This is a genomic window from Streptomyces altiplanensis, assembly GCF_053591575.1.
Window position 1 is genome coordinate 151,708 of record NZ_JBSFUB010000006.1, and the last position, 18,891, is coordinate 170,598.

The 18,891-nt window shown below is 72.0% G+C and carries 13 protein-coding genes and 1 pseudogene; 4 read left to right on the forward strand and 10 right to left on the reverse strand.

Annotated features, from left to right (window positions below; genetic code table 11):
* Positions 1-88: 88 nt before the first annotated feature.
* The 10 genes and pseudogenes from ACWD0Y_RS04650 to rsmH form a co-directional block, all read right to left on the reverse strand.
* Positions 89-892: a cell division protein FtsQ/DivIB gene (locus tag ACWD0Y_RS04650; protein WP_450259004.1), complete on the reverse strand. Its 804-nt coding sequence runs from the start codon at positions 890-892 to the stop codon at positions 89-91.
* Between the two features lie 38 nt (positions 893-930).
* Positions 931-2,025 carry an undecaprenyldiphospho-muramoylpentapeptide beta-N-acetylglucosaminyltransferase gene (gene murG / locus ACWD0Y_RS04655; protein ID WP_450259005.1) on the reverse strand — a complete coding sequence of 365 codons (1,095 nt, stop codon included), beginning with the start codon at positions 2,023-2,025 and terminating at the stop codon, positions 931-933.
* Positions 2,026-2,031: 6 nt separating this feature from the next.
* Positions 2,032-3,441, reverse strand: a complete 1,410-nt coding sequence (ftsW, locus tag ACWD0Y_RS04660) for a putative lipid II flippase FtsW (RefSeq protein ID WP_450259006.1) — start codon at positions 3,439-3,441, stop codon at positions 2,032-2,034.
* Between the two features lie 60 nt (positions 3,442-3,501).
* A complete protein-coding gene (gene murD / locus ACWD0Y_RS04665; protein WP_450259007.1) occupies positions 3,502-4,920 on the reverse strand; it encodes a UDP-N-acetylmuramoyl-L-alanine--D-glutamate ligase in 1,419 nt (472 codons plus the stop codon).
* Positions 4,917-5,987 (reverse strand): phospho-N-acetylmuramoyl-pentapeptide-transferase, encoded by a 1,071-nt coding sequence (gene mraY, locus ACWD0Y_RS04670; protein ID WP_093801273.1) that lies wholly within the window; start codon positions 5,985-5,987, stop codon positions 4,917-4,919. Before mraY ends, murD begins: the two co-directional genes overlap by 4 nt.
* On the reverse strand, positions 5,984-7,399 hold the full coding sequence (locus tag ACWD0Y_RS04675; RefSeq protein ID WP_450259008.1) for a UDP-N-acetylmuramoyl-tripeptide--D-alanyl-D-alanine ligase: 1,416 nt from the start codon (positions 7,397-7,399) through the stop codon (positions 5,984-5,986). Before ACWD0Y_RS04675 ends, mraY begins: the two co-directional genes overlap by 4 nt.
* The gene (locus tag ACWD0Y_RS04680; RefSeq protein WP_450259009.1) at positions 7,396-9,096 is read right to left on the reverse strand and encodes a UDP-N-acetylmuramoyl-L-alanyl-D-glutamate--2,6-diaminopimelate ligase; all 1,701 of its coding nucleotides are present in this window, start codon (positions 9,094-9,096) and stop codon (positions 7,396-7,398) included. Before ACWD0Y_RS04680 ends, ACWD0Y_RS04675 begins: the two co-directional genes overlap by 4 nt.
* Positions 9,097-9,109: 13 nt before the next feature.
* Complete coding sequence (locus ACWD0Y_RS04685) at positions 9,110-11,083, reverse strand: peptidoglycan D,D-transpeptidase FtsI family protein (RefSeq protein WP_450259010.1); 1,974 nt, start codon at positions 11,081-11,083, stop codon at positions 9,110-9,112.
* Positions 11,084-11,128: 45 nt separating this feature from the next.
* A pseudogene (locus tag ACWD0Y_RS04690) lies at positions 11,129-11,653 on the reverse strand (FtsB family cell division protein); the annotation flags it as partial.
* Complete coding sequence (rsmH, locus tag ACWD0Y_RS04695) at positions 11,650-12,606, reverse strand: 16S rRNA (cytosine(1402)-N(4))-methyltransferase RsmH (protein WP_450259022.1); 957 nt, start codon at positions 12,604-12,606, stop codon at positions 11,650-11,652. The pseudogene ACWD0Y_RS04690 and the gene rsmH, both read right to left, overlap by 4 nt.
* Positions 12,607-13,015: 409 nt before the next feature.
* On the opposite strand from rsmH, the gene ACWD0Y_RS04700 reads away from it, so the two are divergent.
* From ACWD0Y_RS04700 to ACWD0Y_RS04715, 4 genes are all read left to right on the forward strand, one after another.
* Positions 13,016-13,579, forward strand: coding sequence for a beta-class carbonic anhydrase (locus tag ACWD0Y_RS04700; protein ID WP_450259011.1), 564 nt, complete (start codon positions 13,016-13,018; stop codon positions 13,577-13,579).
* 232 nt (positions 13,580-13,811) lie between these two features.
* Positions 13,812-14,876, forward strand: a complete 1,065-nt coding sequence (locus ACWD0Y_RS04705) for an AAA family ATPase (RefSeq protein WP_450259012.1) — start codon at positions 13,812-13,814, stop codon at positions 14,874-14,876.
* On the forward strand, positions 14,876-16,351 hold the full coding sequence (locus tag ACWD0Y_RS04710) for a DUF58 domain-containing protein (RefSeq protein WP_450259013.1): 1,476 nt from the start codon (positions 14,876-14,878) through the stop codon (positions 16,349-16,351). Before ACWD0Y_RS04705 ends, ACWD0Y_RS04710 begins: the two co-directional genes overlap by 1 nt.
* Positions 16,348-18,777, forward strand: coding sequence for a transglutaminase TgpA family protein (locus ACWD0Y_RS04715; RefSeq protein ID WP_450259014.1), 2,430 nt, complete (start codon positions 16,348-16,350; stop codon positions 18,775-18,777). Before ACWD0Y_RS04710 ends, ACWD0Y_RS04715 begins: the two co-directional genes overlap by 4 nt.
* Positions 18,778-18,891: the final 114 nt, after the last annotated feature.

Consider the following 18,891-nt stretch of genomic DNA (forward strand, 5'->3'; position numbering starts at 1 on the left):
AACACGCCGAACCTCCCGTTTTTCTTTTCACCCTATGTGATCACCCATATCGCTGGCCAACCAGGGTGCTGGCCAGGGCGTATGACCGTCAACTGCCCGACGCGGCCGGGGCCGTGGGCGCACTCACATTGAAGCGCCCGGCCTCCGGCGCTGCTTTCATGAGGGCCTTCAGCGTGCGCGCCTTCGCCGCGCCCTGTTCGGCGCTGCCCCAGACGACAGTACGGTCCCCGGTCAGCTTCAGGGTGATGGAGTCGTACGAGCCGGCCTGGACGGCCAGCGTGTCACGGGCGACGGACTCCGGCAGGTCCCCCATGACCCGGACCGCCTCGCTCAGCAGCCGGTCCGCGCCGAAGCGGCGCAGGCTCGGGGACCGACCGGACGCCAGTTCCAGCAGCGGCACGCCTTCGGGCGCCTTGGCGACCGTGGCGAACCGCACACTCTCATCGTCCACTTCGACGAACTTCGCGCCCTTTTCGATGAGCAGCACCGGCTTTCTCTCGGTCACTTTCAGACCGATTCCGTGCGGCCAGGAACGAATGACTTCTACCGAGTCAATACGGGGCAATTTCCGGCGCAGCCGGTCCTCAATGGCGTCCGTGTCGACCGAAATCAGTGGCGCTCCGACCGGGACGGCCGCCGCCGCGAGCACCTCATCAGGCGTCAGAACCTGTGTGCCCGACGGCTCCACCCGCTCCACGCGCAGCCAGGAAGAGCCGTAAAGCACCCAGATCCCACCCGCGGTGAGCACCACCGCCAGGACCAGCGACAGGATCAGAACACCCCGGCCGGGCAGCCGGAACCGGCCGCCCGACGGGCCACCGTGCGGCGGGCGGGCCGCCGACGACCCCTGCGCCTGTCGTGCACCGCGCTGGGCGGTCGTCGGTCCGGCCACTCCCTGTCGCCTCCTGGACTCCTGCGTCGGTGGGCCGTTCAGCCGGCCCTGCGTGCGGCGATCGCCTCGTACACCATGCCGACGAGCAGTTCGTCGGCGTCCCGGCGGCCGAACTCGGCGGCGGCGCGGGACATCTCGAAGAGCCGGTGCGGGTCCGCGAGGACCGGGAGCACCTGGGCCTGCACCCACTCCGGCGTCAGCTGCGCGTCGTCGACCAGTAGACCGCCCCCGGCGTTGACCACCGGCTGGGCGTTGAGGCGCTGCTCGCCGTTGCCGATGGGCAGCGGGACGTAGGCGGCCGGGAGCCCGACGGCGGAGAGTTCGGCGACGGTCATCGCGCCCGCGCGGCAGAGCATCATGTCGGCCGCGGCGTACGCGAGGTCCATCCGGTCCACGTACGGTACCGGGATATAGGGCGGCATACCGGGCATGTTGTCCACACGCGGCAGTTCGTTCTTGGGACCGACCGCGTGCAGGATCTGGATGCCGGAACGCTGGAGCACCGGCGCGACCTGCTGGATGACCTCGTTGAGGCGGCGGGCGCCCTGCGAGCCGCCGGAGACCAGCAGCGTCGGCAGGTTGGGGTCGAGACCGAAGGCGGCGCGCGCCTCCGGGCGGACCCGGGCCCGGTCGAGGGTGGCGATGGTGCGGCGCAGCGGGATGCCGATGTAGCGGGCGCCGCGCAGCTTGCTGTCGGGGGTGGAGACGGCCACGGCGTGCGCGTAGCGGGAGCCGATCTTGTTGGCCAGTCCCGGCCTGGCGTTGGCCTCGTGGACGATGATCGGCACACCCAGGCGCTTGGCCGCGAGGTAGCCGGGCAGGGCGACGTAACCGCCGAACCCGACGACGCAGTCCGCCTTCGTACGCTCCAGGATCTGCTCGGCGGCCTTGATGGTGCCGCGCAGCCGCCCGGGGACGGTGATCAGCTCCGGGGTGGGTTTGCGGGGCAGTGGCACCGCGGGGATGAGCCCGAGTTCGTAACCCCGCTCGGGTACGAGCCTGGTCTCAAGTCCGCGCTCCGTGCCGAGGGCTGTGATGCCCACGGCCGGGTCCTGCCTCCGCAGTGCGTCCGCGAGGGCAAGCGCGGGCTCGATGTGGCCGGCGGTCCCCCCACCGGCGAGTACGACATGCACCGAAATTCACCGCTCTCCGGACGGACGCTTCTTGACGCGCCGTCTCATCGTCTTCCATCTCACCCCGGCCCCTTTGCCAAGGACGGTCCTTCGCATGGCGAGGGCGGCCTTCGCAGCGGGATCCTCTCGCGCGAAGGCGATCAGCAACCCTACGGCGAACATGGTCGGCAGCAGAGAAGAGCCCCCGTAGGAGAACAGCGGGAGCGGGACACCGGCGATCGGCAGCAGGCCGAGCACCGCACCGATGTTGACCACGGCCTGGGCCGTGATCCACGTGGTCACACCTCCCGCGGCGTACCTCACGAAGGGGTCCTCCGTGCGTCCGGCCACGCGGATACCCGCATAGCCTAGAGCCGCGAAGAGGGCGAGTACCGACAGCGTCCCCGCCAGACCCAGTTCCTCACCGGTGATGGCGAAGATGAAGTCGGTGTGCGGCTCCGGGAGTTGCCCCCATTTCTCCACACTCGCACCCAGTCCGGAACCGAACCATCCGCCCGAGGCGAGAGCATAGATTCCGTGCACCGCCTGCCAGCATTCACCCTTGGGACCGAGGTCGGTCGCACCGGTGCAGGCGAGCCGCGACATCCGGTTGGCGTTGTTGCTGATGAGGATGGCCCCGACGCAGGCGGCGAAGGCGAGCACGCCGGCGAAGAGCCTGGTGGGCGCTCCCGCGAGCCAGAGCAGGCCGAAGAGGATCGCGGTGAGGAGGATCGCCGTGCCCATGTCGCCGCCGAGCATGATCAGGCCGAGCAGCAGGAAGGCGACGGGCACGAGCGGCACCAGCATGTGCTTCCACTGGTTCAGCAGCCGCTTCTCCTGCTTGCGGGCGAGCAGGTCGGCCCCCCACAGGACGAGGGCCAGTTTCCCGAACTCGCTGGGCTGGAGCATGAACGGGCCGCCGAGCGAGATCCAGTTCTGGTTGCCGCCGATCGAGACTCCTATCCCGGGGATCTGGACCAGCACCATCAGGAAGACGGTCAGGGCCAGCAGGGGGTAGGAGAGCGCGCGGTGCAGTTTGGCGGGCATCCGGGACGCGACGAGCAGGAGCGCCGTGCCGATGACCGCGGCGAGGAACTGCTTGCGGAAGAAGTACGAGGCGGGCAGCGACAGTTCCAGCGCCTTGATCATCGACGCGGAGTAGACCATCACGAGGCCGAGCACGGTGATCAGCAGGGCGCTGCCCAGGATGAGGTAGTACGCCGTGAGCGGCCGGTCCCAGGTGCGGCGTGCCCGCTCGTACAGGCGCCGCAGGCCGCTCCCGCGGGGCGGCCCGGACCGGAGGGTGACGCGGCGGCGTACGGCGGCCGGACGGCGGGCCGTCCGTTTCCCCGCCTTGCCCGGCGTCCGCGCCGCCGCGGTGCCCGTGTGCCCGCGCAAGGCGGTGCGGCCGCGCGGGGCGCTGTCGTCGGCCAACATCTCGGTGTCCCCTCCACTCGTGAGCTGCGCCGGCCGGTCCGTGGCGCGGGGACCGGCCCGCTAGTCGCGCTCCGGAGCCAACTCGCGTACGGCGTCGGCGAATGCCTCGCCACGCTTGTTGTAGTTGGTGAACATGTCCATGGAGGCGCAGGCCGGGGCCATCAGGACCGTGTCCCCGGGCCGCGCGAGCCGCGCCGCTTCGCGGACCGCCGCCGACATCGCCCCAGTGTCGGTCCGGTCGAGGTCGACCACCGGCACCTCGGGCGCGTGTCGCGCGAGGGCTTCGCGGATCAGCGCGCGGTCGGCGCCGATGAGGACGGCGCCACGCAGCCGCTTCGCCGACCTCTGGACGAGTTCGTCGAAGGTGGCGCCCTTGGCGAGGCCGCCCGCGATCCACACGATGGGGTCGTACGCCGCGAGGGATGCCTCGGCGGCGTGGGTGTTGGTGGCCTTGGAGTCGTCGACGTACGCGACACCGGCGACGTCCGCGACGTGCTCGATGCGGTGGGCGTCGGGGCGGAAGGCGCGCAGTCCGTCGCGTACGGCGGCGGGTTCGACGCCGTAGGCGCGGGCCAGGGCCGCGGCCGCGAGGGCGTTGGCGATGTTGTGCGGGGCGGGCGGGTCGACGTCGGAGACGTCCGCGAGCTCCTGGGCGTTCTTCTGGCGGTTCGCGACGAAGGCACGGTCGACCAGGATGCCGTCGACGACACCGAGCTGGGAGGGCGCGGGCGGGCCGAGGGTGAAGCCGATCGCGCGGCAGCCCTCCTCGACGTCGGCCTCGCGGACCAGGGCCTCGGTCGCGGGGTCCTGGGCGTTGTAGACGCAGGCGACCTGGTTGCCCTCGTAGATCCGGCCCTTGTCGGCGGCGTACGCCTCCATGGAGCCGTGCCAGTCGAGGTGGTCGGGGGCGAGGTTCAGCACGGCCGCGGAGTGGGCGCGCAGCGAGGGCGCCCAGTGCAGCTGGTAGCTGGAGAGCTCGACGGCCAGCACGTCGTACTTCTCGTCGCCGAGGACGGTGTCGAGCAGCGAGACGCCGATGTTGCCGACGGCGGCGGTCCGCAGGCCGGCGGCCTCCAGGATGGAGGCCAGCATGCGTACGGTCGTGGTCTTGCCGTTGGTGCCGGTGACCGCGAGCCAGGGAGCGGCGTCCGGGCCCCGCAGGCGCCAGGCCAGTTCGACGTCGCCCCAGATCTCCACGCCCGCCTCGGCGGCGGCCGCGAAGAGCGGCTTGCCGGGCTGCCAGCCAGGCGCGGTGACGATCAGCTCGGTGCCCTCGGGGAGGGTCGCGCCGTCGCCGAGGCGGACGGTGACGCCGAGCGCTTCGAGTTCGGCGGCCTGGGCGCGGGAGCGGTCGTCGTCGCCGTCGTTGACGACGGTGACGTGGGCCCCGAGGCCCCGCAGCACGCGTGCTGCGGGGATCCCGGAGACGCCGAGACCCGCGACGGTCACCCGCTTGCCGGTCCAGGTCGTGTCTGTCACTTGTCGGCCGCCCAGCCCGCGTAGAAGAGTCCGAGGCCGATGATCACGCACATGCCCTGGATGATCCAGAAGCGGACCACCACGAGGACTTCGGACCAGCCCTTGAGTTCGAAGTGATGCTGGAGCGGCGCCATCTTGAAGACGCGCTTGCCGGTCATCTTGAAGGAGCCGACCTGGATCACGACGGACATCGTGATCAGGACGAACAGGCCGCCGAGGAGCGCCATCAGGAACTCGGTGCGCGAGCAGATCGCCAGACCCGCGAGCGCGCCGCCGAGGGCGAGCGAACCGGTGTCACCCATGAAGATCTTGGCGGGCGAGGTGTTCCACCACAGGAAGCCGAAGCAGGCGCCCATGAGGGCCGCCGCGACGACCGCGAGGTCGAGTGGATCTCGTACTTCGAAGCAGGCTTCCGGGTTGGTCAGGCTCGGCGCGTCCGCGCAGGACTCCTGGAACTGCCACAGGCCGATGAAGGTGTACGCACCGAAGACCATCACGGAGGCGCCGGTGGCGAGTCCGTCGAGGCCGTCGGTGAGGTTCACACCGTTCGACATCGCCAGGATCATGAACAGCGCCCAGACCACGAACAGCACCGGGCCGATCGACCAGCCGAAGTCCTGGACGAAGGAGAGCTTGGTGGAGGCCGGGGCGTTGCCGCGCACGTCCTTGAACTGCAGGGCCAGGACGGCGAAGGCGATGCCGACGATCAGCTGGCCGGCCATTTTGGCCTTGGCCCGCAGACCCAGTGAGCGCTGCTTGACGATCTTGATGTAGTCGTCGAGGAAGCCGACCAGGCCCATGCCCGCCATGAGGAACAGCACCAGCAGACCGGAGGCGCTCGGCCTCTCGCCGGTGATCACCTTCGCCAGGGCGTACGCGATGAGCGTGGCCAGGATGAAGGCGATGCCGCCCATGGTGGGGGTGCCGCGCTTGCCGTGGTGGCCGCGCGGACCGTCGTCCCGGATGAACTGCCCGTACCCCTTGCGGGCCAGCAGTTTGATGAGCAGCGGGGTGCCGATCAGGGTCAGGAAGAGCCCGATGACTCCCGCGAAGAGGATCTGCCTCATCGGCCGGTGACCTCGCCCTCGGCGCGGTGGTCGAGGAGCGCCTGGGCGACCCGCTCGAGACCGACCGACCTGGAAGCCTTCACCAGCACGACGTCTCCCGGACGCAGTTCACTGCGCAACAGGTCGACCGCCGCTTGCGCGTCGGACACGTGCACCGACTCCTCACCCCACGAACCCTCGTTGTAAGCGCCCAGCTGCAGCCAGGACGCTTCCCTGCCCCCGACTGCCACGAGCTTGCTGACGTTGAGCCGGACGGCGAGCCGTCCGACCGCGTCGTGCTCGGCGAGCGAATCGTCACCCAGCTCGGCCATCTGGCCGAGCACCGCCCACGTACGACGCCCCTGGCCCATGGCCGCGAGCGCGCGCAGGGCGGCTCGCATGGATTCGGGGTTCGCGTTGTAGGCGTCGTTGACGACTGTCACGCCGTCAGGACGCTCGGTGACCTCCATGCGCCAGCGGGACAGCGTGCCCGCCTCGGAGAGCGCGGTGGCGATCTCGTCGACGGACATGCCCAGCTCATGGGCGACGGCGGCCGCGGCGAGCGCGTTCGACACGTGGTGCTCACCGTACAGCCGCATGGTCACGTCACTGCACCCGGTGGGTGTGCGAAGGATGAAGGAGGGCCGGCCATTCTCCATGAGCCGGACATTCTCGGCACGTACGTCCGCGTCGGCGGCCTCGCCGAAGAGCACCACCCGGGCCTTCGTACGGGACGTCATGGCCCGTACGAGCTGGTCGTCGGCGTTGAGGACGGCCACGCCGCCCTCCTCGGCCGGCGGCAGCGCCTCGACCATCTCGCCCTTGGCCTCGGCGATCTGCTCGCGTCCGCCGAACTCGCCGATGTGGGCGGTCCCGACGTTCAGCACGAGGCCGATGCGCGGCGGGGTCAGGCCGGTGAGGTACCGGATGTGGCCGATGCCGCGCGCACCCATTTCGAGGACCAGGTGTTCGGTCTCCTCGGTGGCGCGCAGCGCGGTGAGCGGCAGACCGATCTCGTTGTTGAGGGATCCGGGCGTCCAGACCGTGGGGGCCTTGTGCTCCAGCAGCTGGGCGATCAGGTCCTTGGTGGAGGTCTTGCCGGCCGAGCCGGTGAGCGCGACGACCTTGGTGCCGAGCCGTTCGACGACGGCGCGCGCCAGGGCGCCCAGCGCCTCGGTGACGTCGTCCACGACGATGGCGGGTACGCCGACGGGGCGGGTCGCCAGTACGGCTGCCGCCCCCGCGTCGACGGCGCGCGCGGCGAAGTCGTGGCCGTCGACGCGCTCGCCCGCGAAGGCGGCGAAGAGGCTGCCGGGCCGGACCTCGCGGGAGTCGATGACGACGGGGCCGGTCACCCGCAGGGCGCTGTCCGGTATGTCGTGCGACTGCCCGCCGACGATCCCGGCGATCTCGGCGAGGGAGAGGGCGATCACCGGGCCACCTCGCCGTCGTGGGCCGGTGCGGCGCTCAGGATCGCGGTGCGGAGCACCTGGCGGTCGTCGAAGGGGCGCACCACTCCGGCGATGTCCTGGCCCTGCTCGTGGCCCTTGCCGGCGACGAGCACGGTGTCGCCGGGCTTGGCGCGGGCGACCGCCGCGGCGATGGCCGAGGCACGGTCGGCGTCGACCAGGACGTCGCCGCGCTCGTGCGCGGGCACCTCGGCCGCGCCCGCGAGCATCGCGGCGAGGATCGCGAGGGGGTCCTCGGAGCGCGGGTTGTCGGAGGTCAGTACGGCGGTGTCGGCGAGGCGGGCGGCGGCGGCGCCCATCGAGGGCCGCTTCTGCTTGTCGCGGTCGCCGCCGCAGCCGAGCACGATGTGCAGTTCGCCCTCGGTGACCTTGCGCAGCGCGCGCAGGACCGATTCGACGGCGTCCGTCTTGTGGGCGTAGTCGACGACGGCGAGGTACGGCTGGCCCTCGTCCACGCGCTCCAGGCGGCCCGGGACGCCGGGGACGGCGGCGATGCCGTCGGCGGCGGTCTGCGGGTCCACGCCGGCCACGGCGAGCGTGACGATCGCGGCGAGCGTGTTGGCGACGTTGAAGGGGCCCGCCAGCGGGGCTTTCGCGGCGATGCGCTCGCCCTGGGGACCGACCGCCGTGAACGTACTGGTGAACGGGCCGACTTCGACGCCCTCGGCGCGCCAGTCGGCGTCCGGGTGGCCCTCGGCGGAGAAGGAGGTGACCGGGACGCCGGACTCGGTGATGAGCCTGCGCCCGTACTCGTCGTCGAAGTTGACGACGCCCACCCTGCTGCGCTCCGGGGTGAAGAGACGCGCCTTCGCCTGGAAGTAGTCCTCCATGTCGGAGTGGAATTCCATGTGCTCGGGGCTCAGGTTGTTGAAGACCGCGACGTCGAAGACGCAGCCGTCGACCCGGCCGAGCACCAGCGCGTGGCTGGAGACCTCCATGGCGACCGCCTCGACGCCGCGTTCGCGCATGACGGCGAACAGGGCCTGGAGGTCGGTGGCCTCGGGGGTGGTCCGCTCGGACTTGATGCGCTCGTCGCCGATGCGCATCTCGACCGTGCCGATGAGGCCGGTCAGCCTCCCGGCCGCCCGCAGACCTCCCTCGACGAGGTACGCCGTGGTGGTCTTGCCGGACGTGCCGGTGATGCCGAGCTGGAGCAGGGCGTCGCCGGGGTGGCCGTAGATCTCGGTGGCGAGCTCGCCCATCCGGCCGCGCGGGTCGTCGACGACCAGGGCCGGCAGGCCGGCCTCGGCCGCGCGTGCGGCGCCCGCCGGGTCGGTGAGGATCGCGGCCGCGCCGAGACCCGCCGCCTGCGTGGCGAAGTCGGCGCCGTGCAGGCGCGCCCCCGGGAGGGCGGCGTACAGGTCGCCGGGCCTCACCGCACGGGAGTCGTGCGTGATACCGGTGACCTCGACGGCGCTCTCGGCGGCTCGGGCCTCGATACCCAGCCGCTCGGCCAGCTCCCCGAGGGGTGTCGGGCGGACCTGGACCGGCCGGGGCGCTCCGGGGTACGTCACCGGGGCGTCCTTCTGGGTGGTTTGGGACTGATCAGCGTGTGGCACGGCGGTGAGCGTACCGGGCGTACCCGGCCCCTCGCGAAACGAGGGGTGCCGACGCGGAGCGGGGTCTTCTTGGTTCCCGGGGTACGGGGTGATCGTTGTCACTGGTGGTCCTGAGTCACTCGCCGGGCGTGAAGGACACCGGCAGCCGGGCGGGCTCGCTGCCGGTCGGTGCGACCTGGAGGGTCTTGAGTGCGAACTCCATGACCTGCTTGTAGACGGGGCCGCAGATCTGGCCGCCGAAGTAGCTGCCTCTGGTGGGGTTCTGGATGGCGCAGTACACGGTGACCCGCGGCTTGTCCGCGGGGGCGAAACCGGCGAAGGACGCGGTGTAGCCCTTGTAGCGTCCAGTGGCCGGATCCACCCGGTTGGAGGTTCCGGTCTTGCCGCCGACGCGGTAGCCGGGGATGCGGGCCTTGGTTCCCGTACCCTCCTCGTCGTCGACGACCGACTCCAGCATGGTGGCCAGGGTCCTGGCGGTCTTCTCGCTCACCACCCGGCTCTTCCCGGGCTCGGGGGCGGGCGTGAAGCGGCCGTCGGGTCCCTTGGTGCCGCGGACCAGGGTTGGCTGGATCCGTACGCCGCCGTTGGCGATCGTCGAGTAGACGGAGGCCGCCTGCATGGCGTTGAGCGAGAGTCCCTGGCCGAACGGGATCGTGTACTGCTGCGAGGTGCTCCAGTCGCCGGGGGCCGCGAGGATGCCCGCGGTCTCGCCGGGGTAGTGGAGCCCGCTGGGACGGCCGAGGCCGAACTTGCGCAGGTAGGAGTAGAGGACCTGGTTGGCCTGCGCCCGGGTCTTGCCGAGCTGTTCGGTCGCCAGGATCGTGCCGATGTTGCTGGACTTGGCGAGCACGCCGTTGAGCGTCAGGTACCAGGTGGGGTGGTCGATGTCGTCCTTGAACAGGCGGTCGCCGCGGTGCAGCCGGTTGGGTACGACGACATGGGTGCCGGGCACCGCCGCGTTCTCCTCCAGCACCGCGGCCATGGACATGACCTTGGCGGTGGAGCCCGGTTCGTACGCGTCCTGGAGGGCGGCGTTGCCCATGGCGGCCGCGTCGGCCTGCGAGAGGTCGTTGGGGTCGAAGCCGGGGGCGTTGGCCATGGCGAGGACCTCGCCGGTGCGGGTGTCCTGGACTATCACGTAGCCGCGGTCCGCCCCGGACTTCTCCACCTGCTCGGCGATGGCGTCCTGGGCGGCCCACTGGATGTCGCGGTCGATGGTCAGCTCGATGTCGGAGCCGGGGACGGCGGGGACCTCGCGGGCGCCGACCGTGGGAACCCTGCGGCCGCCGGACTGGGCGTACTTGATCTCGCCGTCCTTGCCCGCGAGCTCCTCGTCCAGCTGGGTCTCCAGGCCGCCCGCGCCCTTGCCCTCGGCGTTGACGTAACCGAGTATCCCGGCGGCGAGGTCGCCATTGGGGTAGACGCGCTTGCTGCTGGCCTCCTGGAAGACACCGGCGAGCACGTCGACGCCCTTGCCGCCCCTGGCCTTGTCCGCACTGGCCTTCTTGGCAAAGACGCTCTTGAGGTCCTTGATCTGCTTCCAGATCTGCGGGGTCTGGCGGCGGGCCAGGACGGCGTACCTGCTCTTGGGCGTCCTGAGCTTCTGCACCAGTTCGGCCGCGTCCTTGCGCAGGATGGGCGCGAGGATCTCCGCGGCCCGCTCGGGCGTGTCCGGGGCCCTGGTGAACTTGGCGGTGAACATCGACGGGTCGGCCGTGATGTCGTGCGCGTCGACGCTGGTGGCCAGGGCGATGCCGCTGCGGTCGGTGATCTTGCCGCGCTCGGCGGCCAGGGTCGAGGTGAAGTACCGGTTCTTCTCGGCCTTGGCGGCGTACGCGCTCGCGTCCACGGCCTGGACCTGGAGCAGCCGTACGACGAAGGCCAGCATGACCAGGGTCAGTCCGACGCCGACCAGCCGCAGCCGGGGCCTGGGGCTGCCGAGCTGCAACGAGCGGGCGGCCCTGGGCGCGGGACGCGGCCGCCCCGCCGGGGGGCGCGTCCCGGGCCGCGCTGCGGGCCTCGGGCGCCCGCCGCTGTGCGGTCGCCCGGGGCCGGGCACGCGACGGCGCGGTGGTTCCTGAGGGGGCACTGCGTCACCTGCCGGGGGTCGTGATCGGCTTCGCGGACGGGCTCACGGGACGGGAACGGCCGCGGGAGGAACGGCGGCCGCAGAGGGCGCGGGCGGCGCCGGCGCCTGCGGGGAGAAGACCGCCAGGGGCGGGCCGGGATCGGGCGGGCTCAGCGGCACGGAACCGGGCAGGCTCAGCGGCACGGGACCGGCGGCGGTTTCGGCAGTCGCTCTGGACGGTACGCCCCGGACCGTACCGTCGGGGCCGAGGAAGGCGGGGCTGCCGCCGGGCACCATGCCGAGTTCGCGCGCCCTGCGCTCCAGCGCGCCGGGCGCGGACCGGTCGTCCACGTCCTGCTGGAGCGCCTGCTCCTCGTCGGTCAGCTCGGTGGTCCGCTTCTTGAGTTCACTCAGCTCGAACGAACCCTGGTTGAGCGAGGAATTCAGCAGCAGGAGGGTGATGAGGCCGCCGCCGAGCAGCAGCACGACCAGCAGCACGAAGGGGGTCCTGGCCGCCTGGGCCGGACCCGAGGGCATCAGCCGCGACAACCGCGCGGCCCGCCCCTTCAGCTGCTTGGCCGGTTCGGTCACAGCACGTCCTCCCGGATGCGCTGCGCCCCGCGCAGCCGGGCCGGGGCGGCGCGGCGGTTCTCCGCGACCTCTTCGTCCGTCGGCAGTTCCGCGCCGCGCGTCAGCAGCTTCAGCCGCGGCTGGTACCGCTCCGGCACGACGGGCAGACCGGGGGGCGCGGTGTTGGCGGCCCCGGCCGCGAAGACCTGCTTGACCAGGCGGTCTTCCAGCGAGTGGTACGAGAGGACCGCGATCCGGCCGTCCACGGCGAGCGACTTCACCGCCGCCGGGATGGCCCGCTCCAGCACGCTGAGCTCACCGTTGACCTCGATGCGCAGCGCCTGGAAGGTGCGCTTGGCGGGATTGCCGCCGGTGCGCTTGGCCGCCTGCGGCAGGGCGTCGCGGATCAGTTCGACGAGCCGGCCGCTGTTGCTGAACGGCTCCTTCTCGCGCTCGCGCACGATCGCCGAGACGATCCGCTTGGCCTGCTTCTCCTCGCCGTACTGGCGCAGGATCCGCACCAGCTCGCCCGGCGGGTAGGTGTTGAGGACCTCGGCCGCGCTGACGCCCGTCGTCTGGTCCATGCGCATGTCGAGCGGGGCGTCGTGGGCGTACGCGAAACCGCGCTCCCGCTCGTCGAGCTGCATCGACGAGACGCCGAGGTCGAAGAGGACGCCCTGGACGCGCGGGACGGAGAGGCGTTCCAGGACCTCGGGCAGCTCGTCGTAGACGGCATGCACCAGGGTGGCCCGGTCGCCGAACGGGGCGAGCCGCTCGGCGGAGAGCCGCAGCGCCTCCTTGTCCCGGTCGAGCGCGACGAGCCGCGCCGAGGGGAAGGCGGTGAGCAGGGCCTCGCTGTGTCCGCCGAGGCCGAGGGTGCAGTCGACGACCACCGCTCCCGGCTCGCCGAGGGCCGGGGCCAACAGGTCCAGGCATCGCTGGAGCATCACCGGGACGTGTCGGGTCTGGCTCATGCGCCCTCTCAGGTACCGGCGCGGTCGTGTACGTACGGCCTGGTCCCCACCCGCTCAGAAGGGGAAACGGCCTGCCGCCGCCGGGGAAGGGGCGTCGGCCGACCGGCGAGCGGGAGGAGGCCGGGCCGTACGTACGCCGCGCACGCGGGAGAAATTCGGAATGTGCGGTATGTGTCGGTAAGGCAGTAAGGGCACATCACGCCACCCACTTCGCGTCACTTTAGTCCACTCGTTCTCCCGGTCAATCAACGGGCCAGCGCGCCGCACGGCCTGGTTTTCACCCGTACGGAGGACGCACACCGACGCCCACGGGCCATCCTTGTGGGTTACCTCACAACAATCCTTGTTGACGTTCTTTGTCCCTTCTCACAGCGAGCCCGAGCCGCGCGTTCCTATTAACGTCTACGGCATGTCGACTTCTGCGCACCTTCCCGCCGATCCCGCCGTCGCGACGCCCTCCGCGGCACGTACCTCAGACACGGTCACCGACCGCCTCGTCGAAGCGAACCGGCAGTACGCAGCGGACTTCCGCGACCCGGGGATGGACGCGCGGCCCGTGCTGCACGTCGCCGTGGTCGCCTGCATGGACGCACGCCTGGACCTGCACAGCGCGCTCGGCCTCGAACTGGGCGACTGCCACACCATCCGCAACGCGGGCGGCGTGGTCACCGACGACGTCATCAGGTCCCTGACCATCAGCCAGCGCGCGCTCGGCACCCGCAGCGTCATACTCGTCCACCACACCAGCTGCGGCCTGGAGACCCTCACCGAGGACTTCAGGCACGAGCTGGAGGCCGAGGTCGGGCAGCGCCCGCCGTGGGCCGTGGAGTCCTTCCGGGACGTCGACCAGGACGTACGCCAGTCGATGCAGCGCGTGCGGACCTCGCCGTTCCTGCCGCACACCGACGACGTGCGCGGCTTCGTCTTCGATGTGTCCACCGGTCTGCTGCGGGAGGTCGACCCGGTGAAGTAGCGCGGCCGAGCGGACGAAAACCCGGCAACCCTCGACATACCACCCTCAGTTATCCACAGGCGAGTGACACGAAGCGGTAACGGCAACAACAATGCGGGTGTGACATCGCGCCGGATCCGTCCGCGCGTGATGTCCGTGTTCCGGGGTGGGCCGTTCCGTCGTCGTGGCGCCGGCCCTTAATGGTGTATCCCCTGCTCGTCAAGAGCTCGGGGAAGGGGCCGAGGAGGGCCGGGTGACGACCTATGACGATCGAGCGAGCCTCACAGATCTGACCACCACAGCGGAGCGCATCCGCAGGTCGGTGGAGGGTGTGATCGAGGGCAAGCCGGAGGTCGTACGGCTTTCTCTGACCGTGCTCCTCGCCGAGGGGCATCTGCTCATCGAAGACGTGCCGGGCGTGGGCAAGACGATGCTCGCCAAGGCGCTCGCCAGATCCGTCGACTGCTCGGTACGGCGGATCCAGTTCACGCCGGACCTGCTGCCTTCGGACATCACCGGTGTGAGCATCTACGACCAGCAGCGGCGCGACTTCGAATTCAAACCGGGCGCGATCTTCGCCCAGGTCGTGATCGGTGACGAGATCAACCGCGCCTCGCCGAAGACCCAGTCCGCGCTGCTGGAGTCGATGGAGGAGCGCCAGGTCACCATCGACGGGCAGACGTACGAACTGCCCACGCCCTTCATGGTGGTCGCCACGCAGAACCCGGTGGAGATGGAGGGCACCTACCCGCTGCCCGAGGCCCAGCGCGACCGCTTCATGGCGCGGGTCTCCATCGGCTACCCGAGCGCGGAGGCCGAGCTCCAGATGCTGGACGTGCACGGCGCCGCCTCACCGCTCGACGACCTCCAGCCGGTGGCGCACGCCCACGAGATCCTGAAGCTGATCGACGCGGTCCGCACGGTCCACGTGGCCGACGCGGTGCGGCGGTACGCCGTGGAGCTGGTCGCGGCCACCCGCAGCCACCCCGACCTGCGGCTCGGCGCCTCGCCCCGCGCCACACTGCACCTGCTGCGCGCCGCCAAGGCGTCCGCCGCGCTGAGCGGGCGCGACTACGCGCTGCCCGACGACGTACAGGCACTCGCGGTGGCGGTGCTCTCGCACCGGCTGCTGCCGACGGCCCAGGCCCAGCTGAACCGGCGTACCTCCGAGCAGGTCGTACTGGAGATCCTCCAGCGCACCGCCGTACCGACGGCCGCGGCGCCCGACGGTGGCTACGCCACGGGGCGGGCGACGGCGACGCCGCCTTCCGGTGCTCCGCTGTACGGTCACCAGCAGCCCGGCGTACGGCGACTGTGATGGCGGCCGGGGGGCCCGCCGCGCCCGCCGCGGCCACCGTGCCCGCCGGGGCGGACGGGGTCGGCGGGGCGGACGGGGTCGGCGGCAGCGGCGACGAGGGCGGGAAGGGCGGCCTGCGGGCCGCGCTCTCGGGACTGACCACGCGCGGCCGGTCGTTCCTGGCGGCGGGCGTGGCCGCCGCGGTGTGCGCGTACGTCCTGGGCCAGGCGGACCTGCTGCGGGTCGGGCTGCTGCTCGCCGTGCTGCCGCTGGTCTGCGTGGCCGTGCTGTACCGCACGCGCTACCGGGTCGCGGGCAGCAGACGGCTGACGCCGTCGCGTGCGGCGACGGGCTCGGAGGCGCGCGTGCACCTGCGACTGGACAACGTCTCCCGGCTGCCCACCGGTCTGCTGATGCTCCAGGACCGGGTGCCGTACGTCCTGGGGCCGCGGCCCCGGTTCATCCTCGACCGGGTGGAGGCGGGCGGCCGGCGCGAGGTGTCCTACCGGGTCCGCTCGGACCTGCGCGGGCGCTACCCGCTGGGCCCGCTCCAGCTGCGGCTGACGGACCCCTTCGGCATGTGCGAGCTGACCCGCTCGTTCAGCGCGTACGACACCCTGACCGTGATCCCGCGCGTCGAGGCGCTGCCCGCCGTGCGGCTGACCGGCGAGGCGCCGGGATACGGCGACGGGCGCAACCGTTCGCTCGCGCTGGCCGGCGAGGACGACGTCATCCCGCGCGGCTACCGGCACGGTGACGACCTGCGCCGCGTGCACTGGCGCTCCACCGCGCGCTACGGCGAGTTGATGGTGCGCCGCGAGGAGCAGCCGCAGCGCGCCGGGTGCACGGTGCTCCTGGACACCCGGCGGGCCGCGTACCAGGGGGCCGGGCCGGACTCGGCCTTCGAGTGGGCGGTGTCGGGGGCGGCTTCCGCCCTGGTGCACATGCTCGAACGGGGCTATTCGGTGAGGCTGTTGACCGACACCGGGAATTCGGTGCCCGGTGAGGGTGCCGGCGGTTTCGCCGGGGCCACCCAGGAGACGGCCGACTCCGCCGGGCTGATGATGGACACGCTCGCCGTCGTCGAGCACTCGGACGGCGCGGGACTCTCCGCGGCGTACGACGCGCTGCGCGGTGGGAAAGAAGGTCTCCTGGTCGCCTTCTTCGGTGACCTGGACGAGGGCCAGGCGGCCGTGGCGGCGCGCATGCGCCCGCGCAGCGGGGCCGCCGTCGCCTTCGTACTGGACAGCGGGGCCTGGGCGCCGGGGAAGGATCCGGTCCAGGGCCGGTCGGCGGCCGCCGCGGGCCTCATGGCACGCGTGCCGGCCGCCGCCGAGGAGCGGGTCAGGCCGTTGCGCGAGGCGGGGTGGACGGTGCTGACCGTGCCGCCCGGCATGCTCCTCGCCGACCTGTGGCGGATGGCGGAACGACAGCGCGCCGGTACGGGGGGCTCTCCCGCCGACGGCGCGGCAGGTACGAGTGGGGGCTGGTCATGAGCGGTCGCGGACGGCTGGCGCTGTGCGCCACGGCGGCCACCCTGATGACGGCGGGCGCGCTGCTGCCGTTGATCAACAAAACGTCCTGGTTCCTGACGGCGGTCGTCGCGGTGGTGATCCAGGCGGGGGTGGGCGCGCTCGCCCGGCGGGTGCCGCTGGCCCGGCCGCTGACCGTGACCGTCCAGGCGTTCGTGGCGCTGGTGATGCTCACCGTGGTGTTCGCCATGGACTCGGCGATCGGCGGGGTGCTGCCGGGACCCGAGGCGTTCCAGGAGTTCGCACGGCTGCTGACGACGGGCGCCGAGGACGTCGGGCGGTACGCCATCCCGGCGCCCGCGACCGAGGGCATCAGGCTGATGCTGATCGGCGGCGTCCTGCTGATCGCTCTGGCCGTGGACGCGCTGGCGGTGACGTTCCGCAGCGCGGCCCCGGCCGGGCTGCCGTTGCTGGCGCTCTACTCGGTGGCCGCCGGGCTCTCGCCGGGTGGCGCGAGCTGGCTGTGGTTCGTGCTGGCGGCCTCCGGCTACCTGCTGCTCCTGCTGGCCGAGGGACGGGACCGGCTCTCCCAGTGGGGCCGCGTCTTCGGCGGTGCGCCGCGCACCGGGGGACGCACGGCAGCCGCCGGATTCGAGACGGCGGGCGGCTCCGCGCCGGCGCCGGTCCGTACGGGCCGGCGCATCGGCGCGGTGGCGCTGGGCATCGCCCTGGCCGTCCCCGCGTCCCTGCCCGCTCTGGACGGCGGGCTGCTGGGCGGCGCGGGCGGCGGGAGCGGTGGCGGTTCCGGCGGCGGGACCATTTCTGCGGTCAACCCGCTGGTCTCGCTCCAGAACAGCCTGAACCAGCCCGAGGACCGCGAGGTGCTGCGGTACCGCACGAACACGCAGGACACCGAGGACTTCTATCTGCGGATCGTCGCGCTGGACCAGTTCGACGGATCCGCCTGGAAGTCGGCGGAACGCAGGATCGACGACGTACCGGACCGGCTGCCCCGCCCGCAGGGGCTCAGCACCGACGTCCGTACGACCGAGATCAACTCCACCGTCTCGGCGGCCGGCTGGTACTCCCAGAGCTACCTGCCGCTCCCCTACCCGGCGACGCAGGTGGGCATCGACGGCCGCTGGCGTTACGAGCCGTCCGGGCGCACGCTCGTGGGCGACGGTGGCCAGACCACCCGCGGCGTGCGCTACACGGTCAGCAGCCTGACAGTGCGGCCGACCCGCGAGCAGCTGGCCGCGGCCACCACGCCGCCGGCCGGTCTGCTGCGCGAGTACACCAAGATTCCCGAGGCGCTGCCCCAGGTGGTGAGGTCGACCGCGCTCGACGTGACGAAGGGCGCCTCGAACGACTACGAGCGGGCGGTCAGGCTCCAGGACTGGTTCGCCTCCGACGGCGGCTTCAGGTACGACACGCAGGTGCAGTCGGGCAGCGGTACGGCGGCGATCGTCCGTTTCCTCAGGGACAAGGAGGGCTTCTGCGTCCACTTCTCGTTCTCGATGGCCGCCATGGCCAGGACGCTCGGCATCCCGGCGCGGGTGGCGGTGGGCTTCACGCCCGGCACCTCGCAGTCCGACGGCAGCATGTCGGTCGGTCTGCGTGACGCGCACGCCTGGCCGGAACTGTACTTCGAGGGCGTGGGGTGGACGCGGTTCGAACCGACGCCGTCCCGGGGCTCGGTGCCGGAGTACACCCGCCAGGACACCCCGTCCGGCTCCGCGTCCGACCCCGCGCAGGCACGGCCGAGCGCCTCGGCCGCGCCTTCGGCGGCACCCAGCGTCACCGACAGCTGCCCTCCGCAGATGCGGAAGCTGGGCGAGTGCGGCGGGGCCGCGCAGCAGGGCGGGGCCGGTCCCACCGACACGGGGATTCCCGTCGGCCGGCTGGCCCTGCTGGCGCTGGCCGTGGTGCTCGTGGTGCTGCTGCCTCTGCTGCCGTTGCTGTGGCGGAGCCAGGTGCGTACGCGGCGGCTGGGGTCCGTGGGACGCGCGCCCGCGGACGTGGCCGCCCGTACGCTGTCCGGCTGGCGCGAGATCACCGATTCGGCGTGGGACTACGGCGTCGCGCCCGACGAGTCGCAGACGCCGCGCAAGGCCGCCGCGCGGATCGTGCGCCTCGGCGGGCTCGACGGTGCGCCGGCCGATGCGGTGCACCGGGCGGCGGGCGCGGTGGAGCAGGTGCTCTACGCTCCGCGGCCTGCTGTCTCGGGCAACCTCACCGAGGAGGCCCGGCAGGTGCGGGCGGGTCTGCGGGCCGCGGCGGGACGCGGGGCACGCCTGCGGGCTGTTCTCGCACCGCGCTCGGCTGTCCGGGTGGCCTGGGCGGTGTCGGCGCGCTGGGCCGCCGTGAGGAGCCGGTGGGGCGCGAGCCGCTGGACCGTGGAGCGGTGGGCGGGCGCCCTGCGGCGCCGCCCGTCCCGGCAGCGCGGCTGACGGGACGGGCCGTACAGGCCCGGATACGAGTGAGGGGTGACCGCCCGGAGGCTCACCATCACCGTCGAACCCATGGAAGGCGACCGCCACACCTGCGGCACCACCTACCAGGGC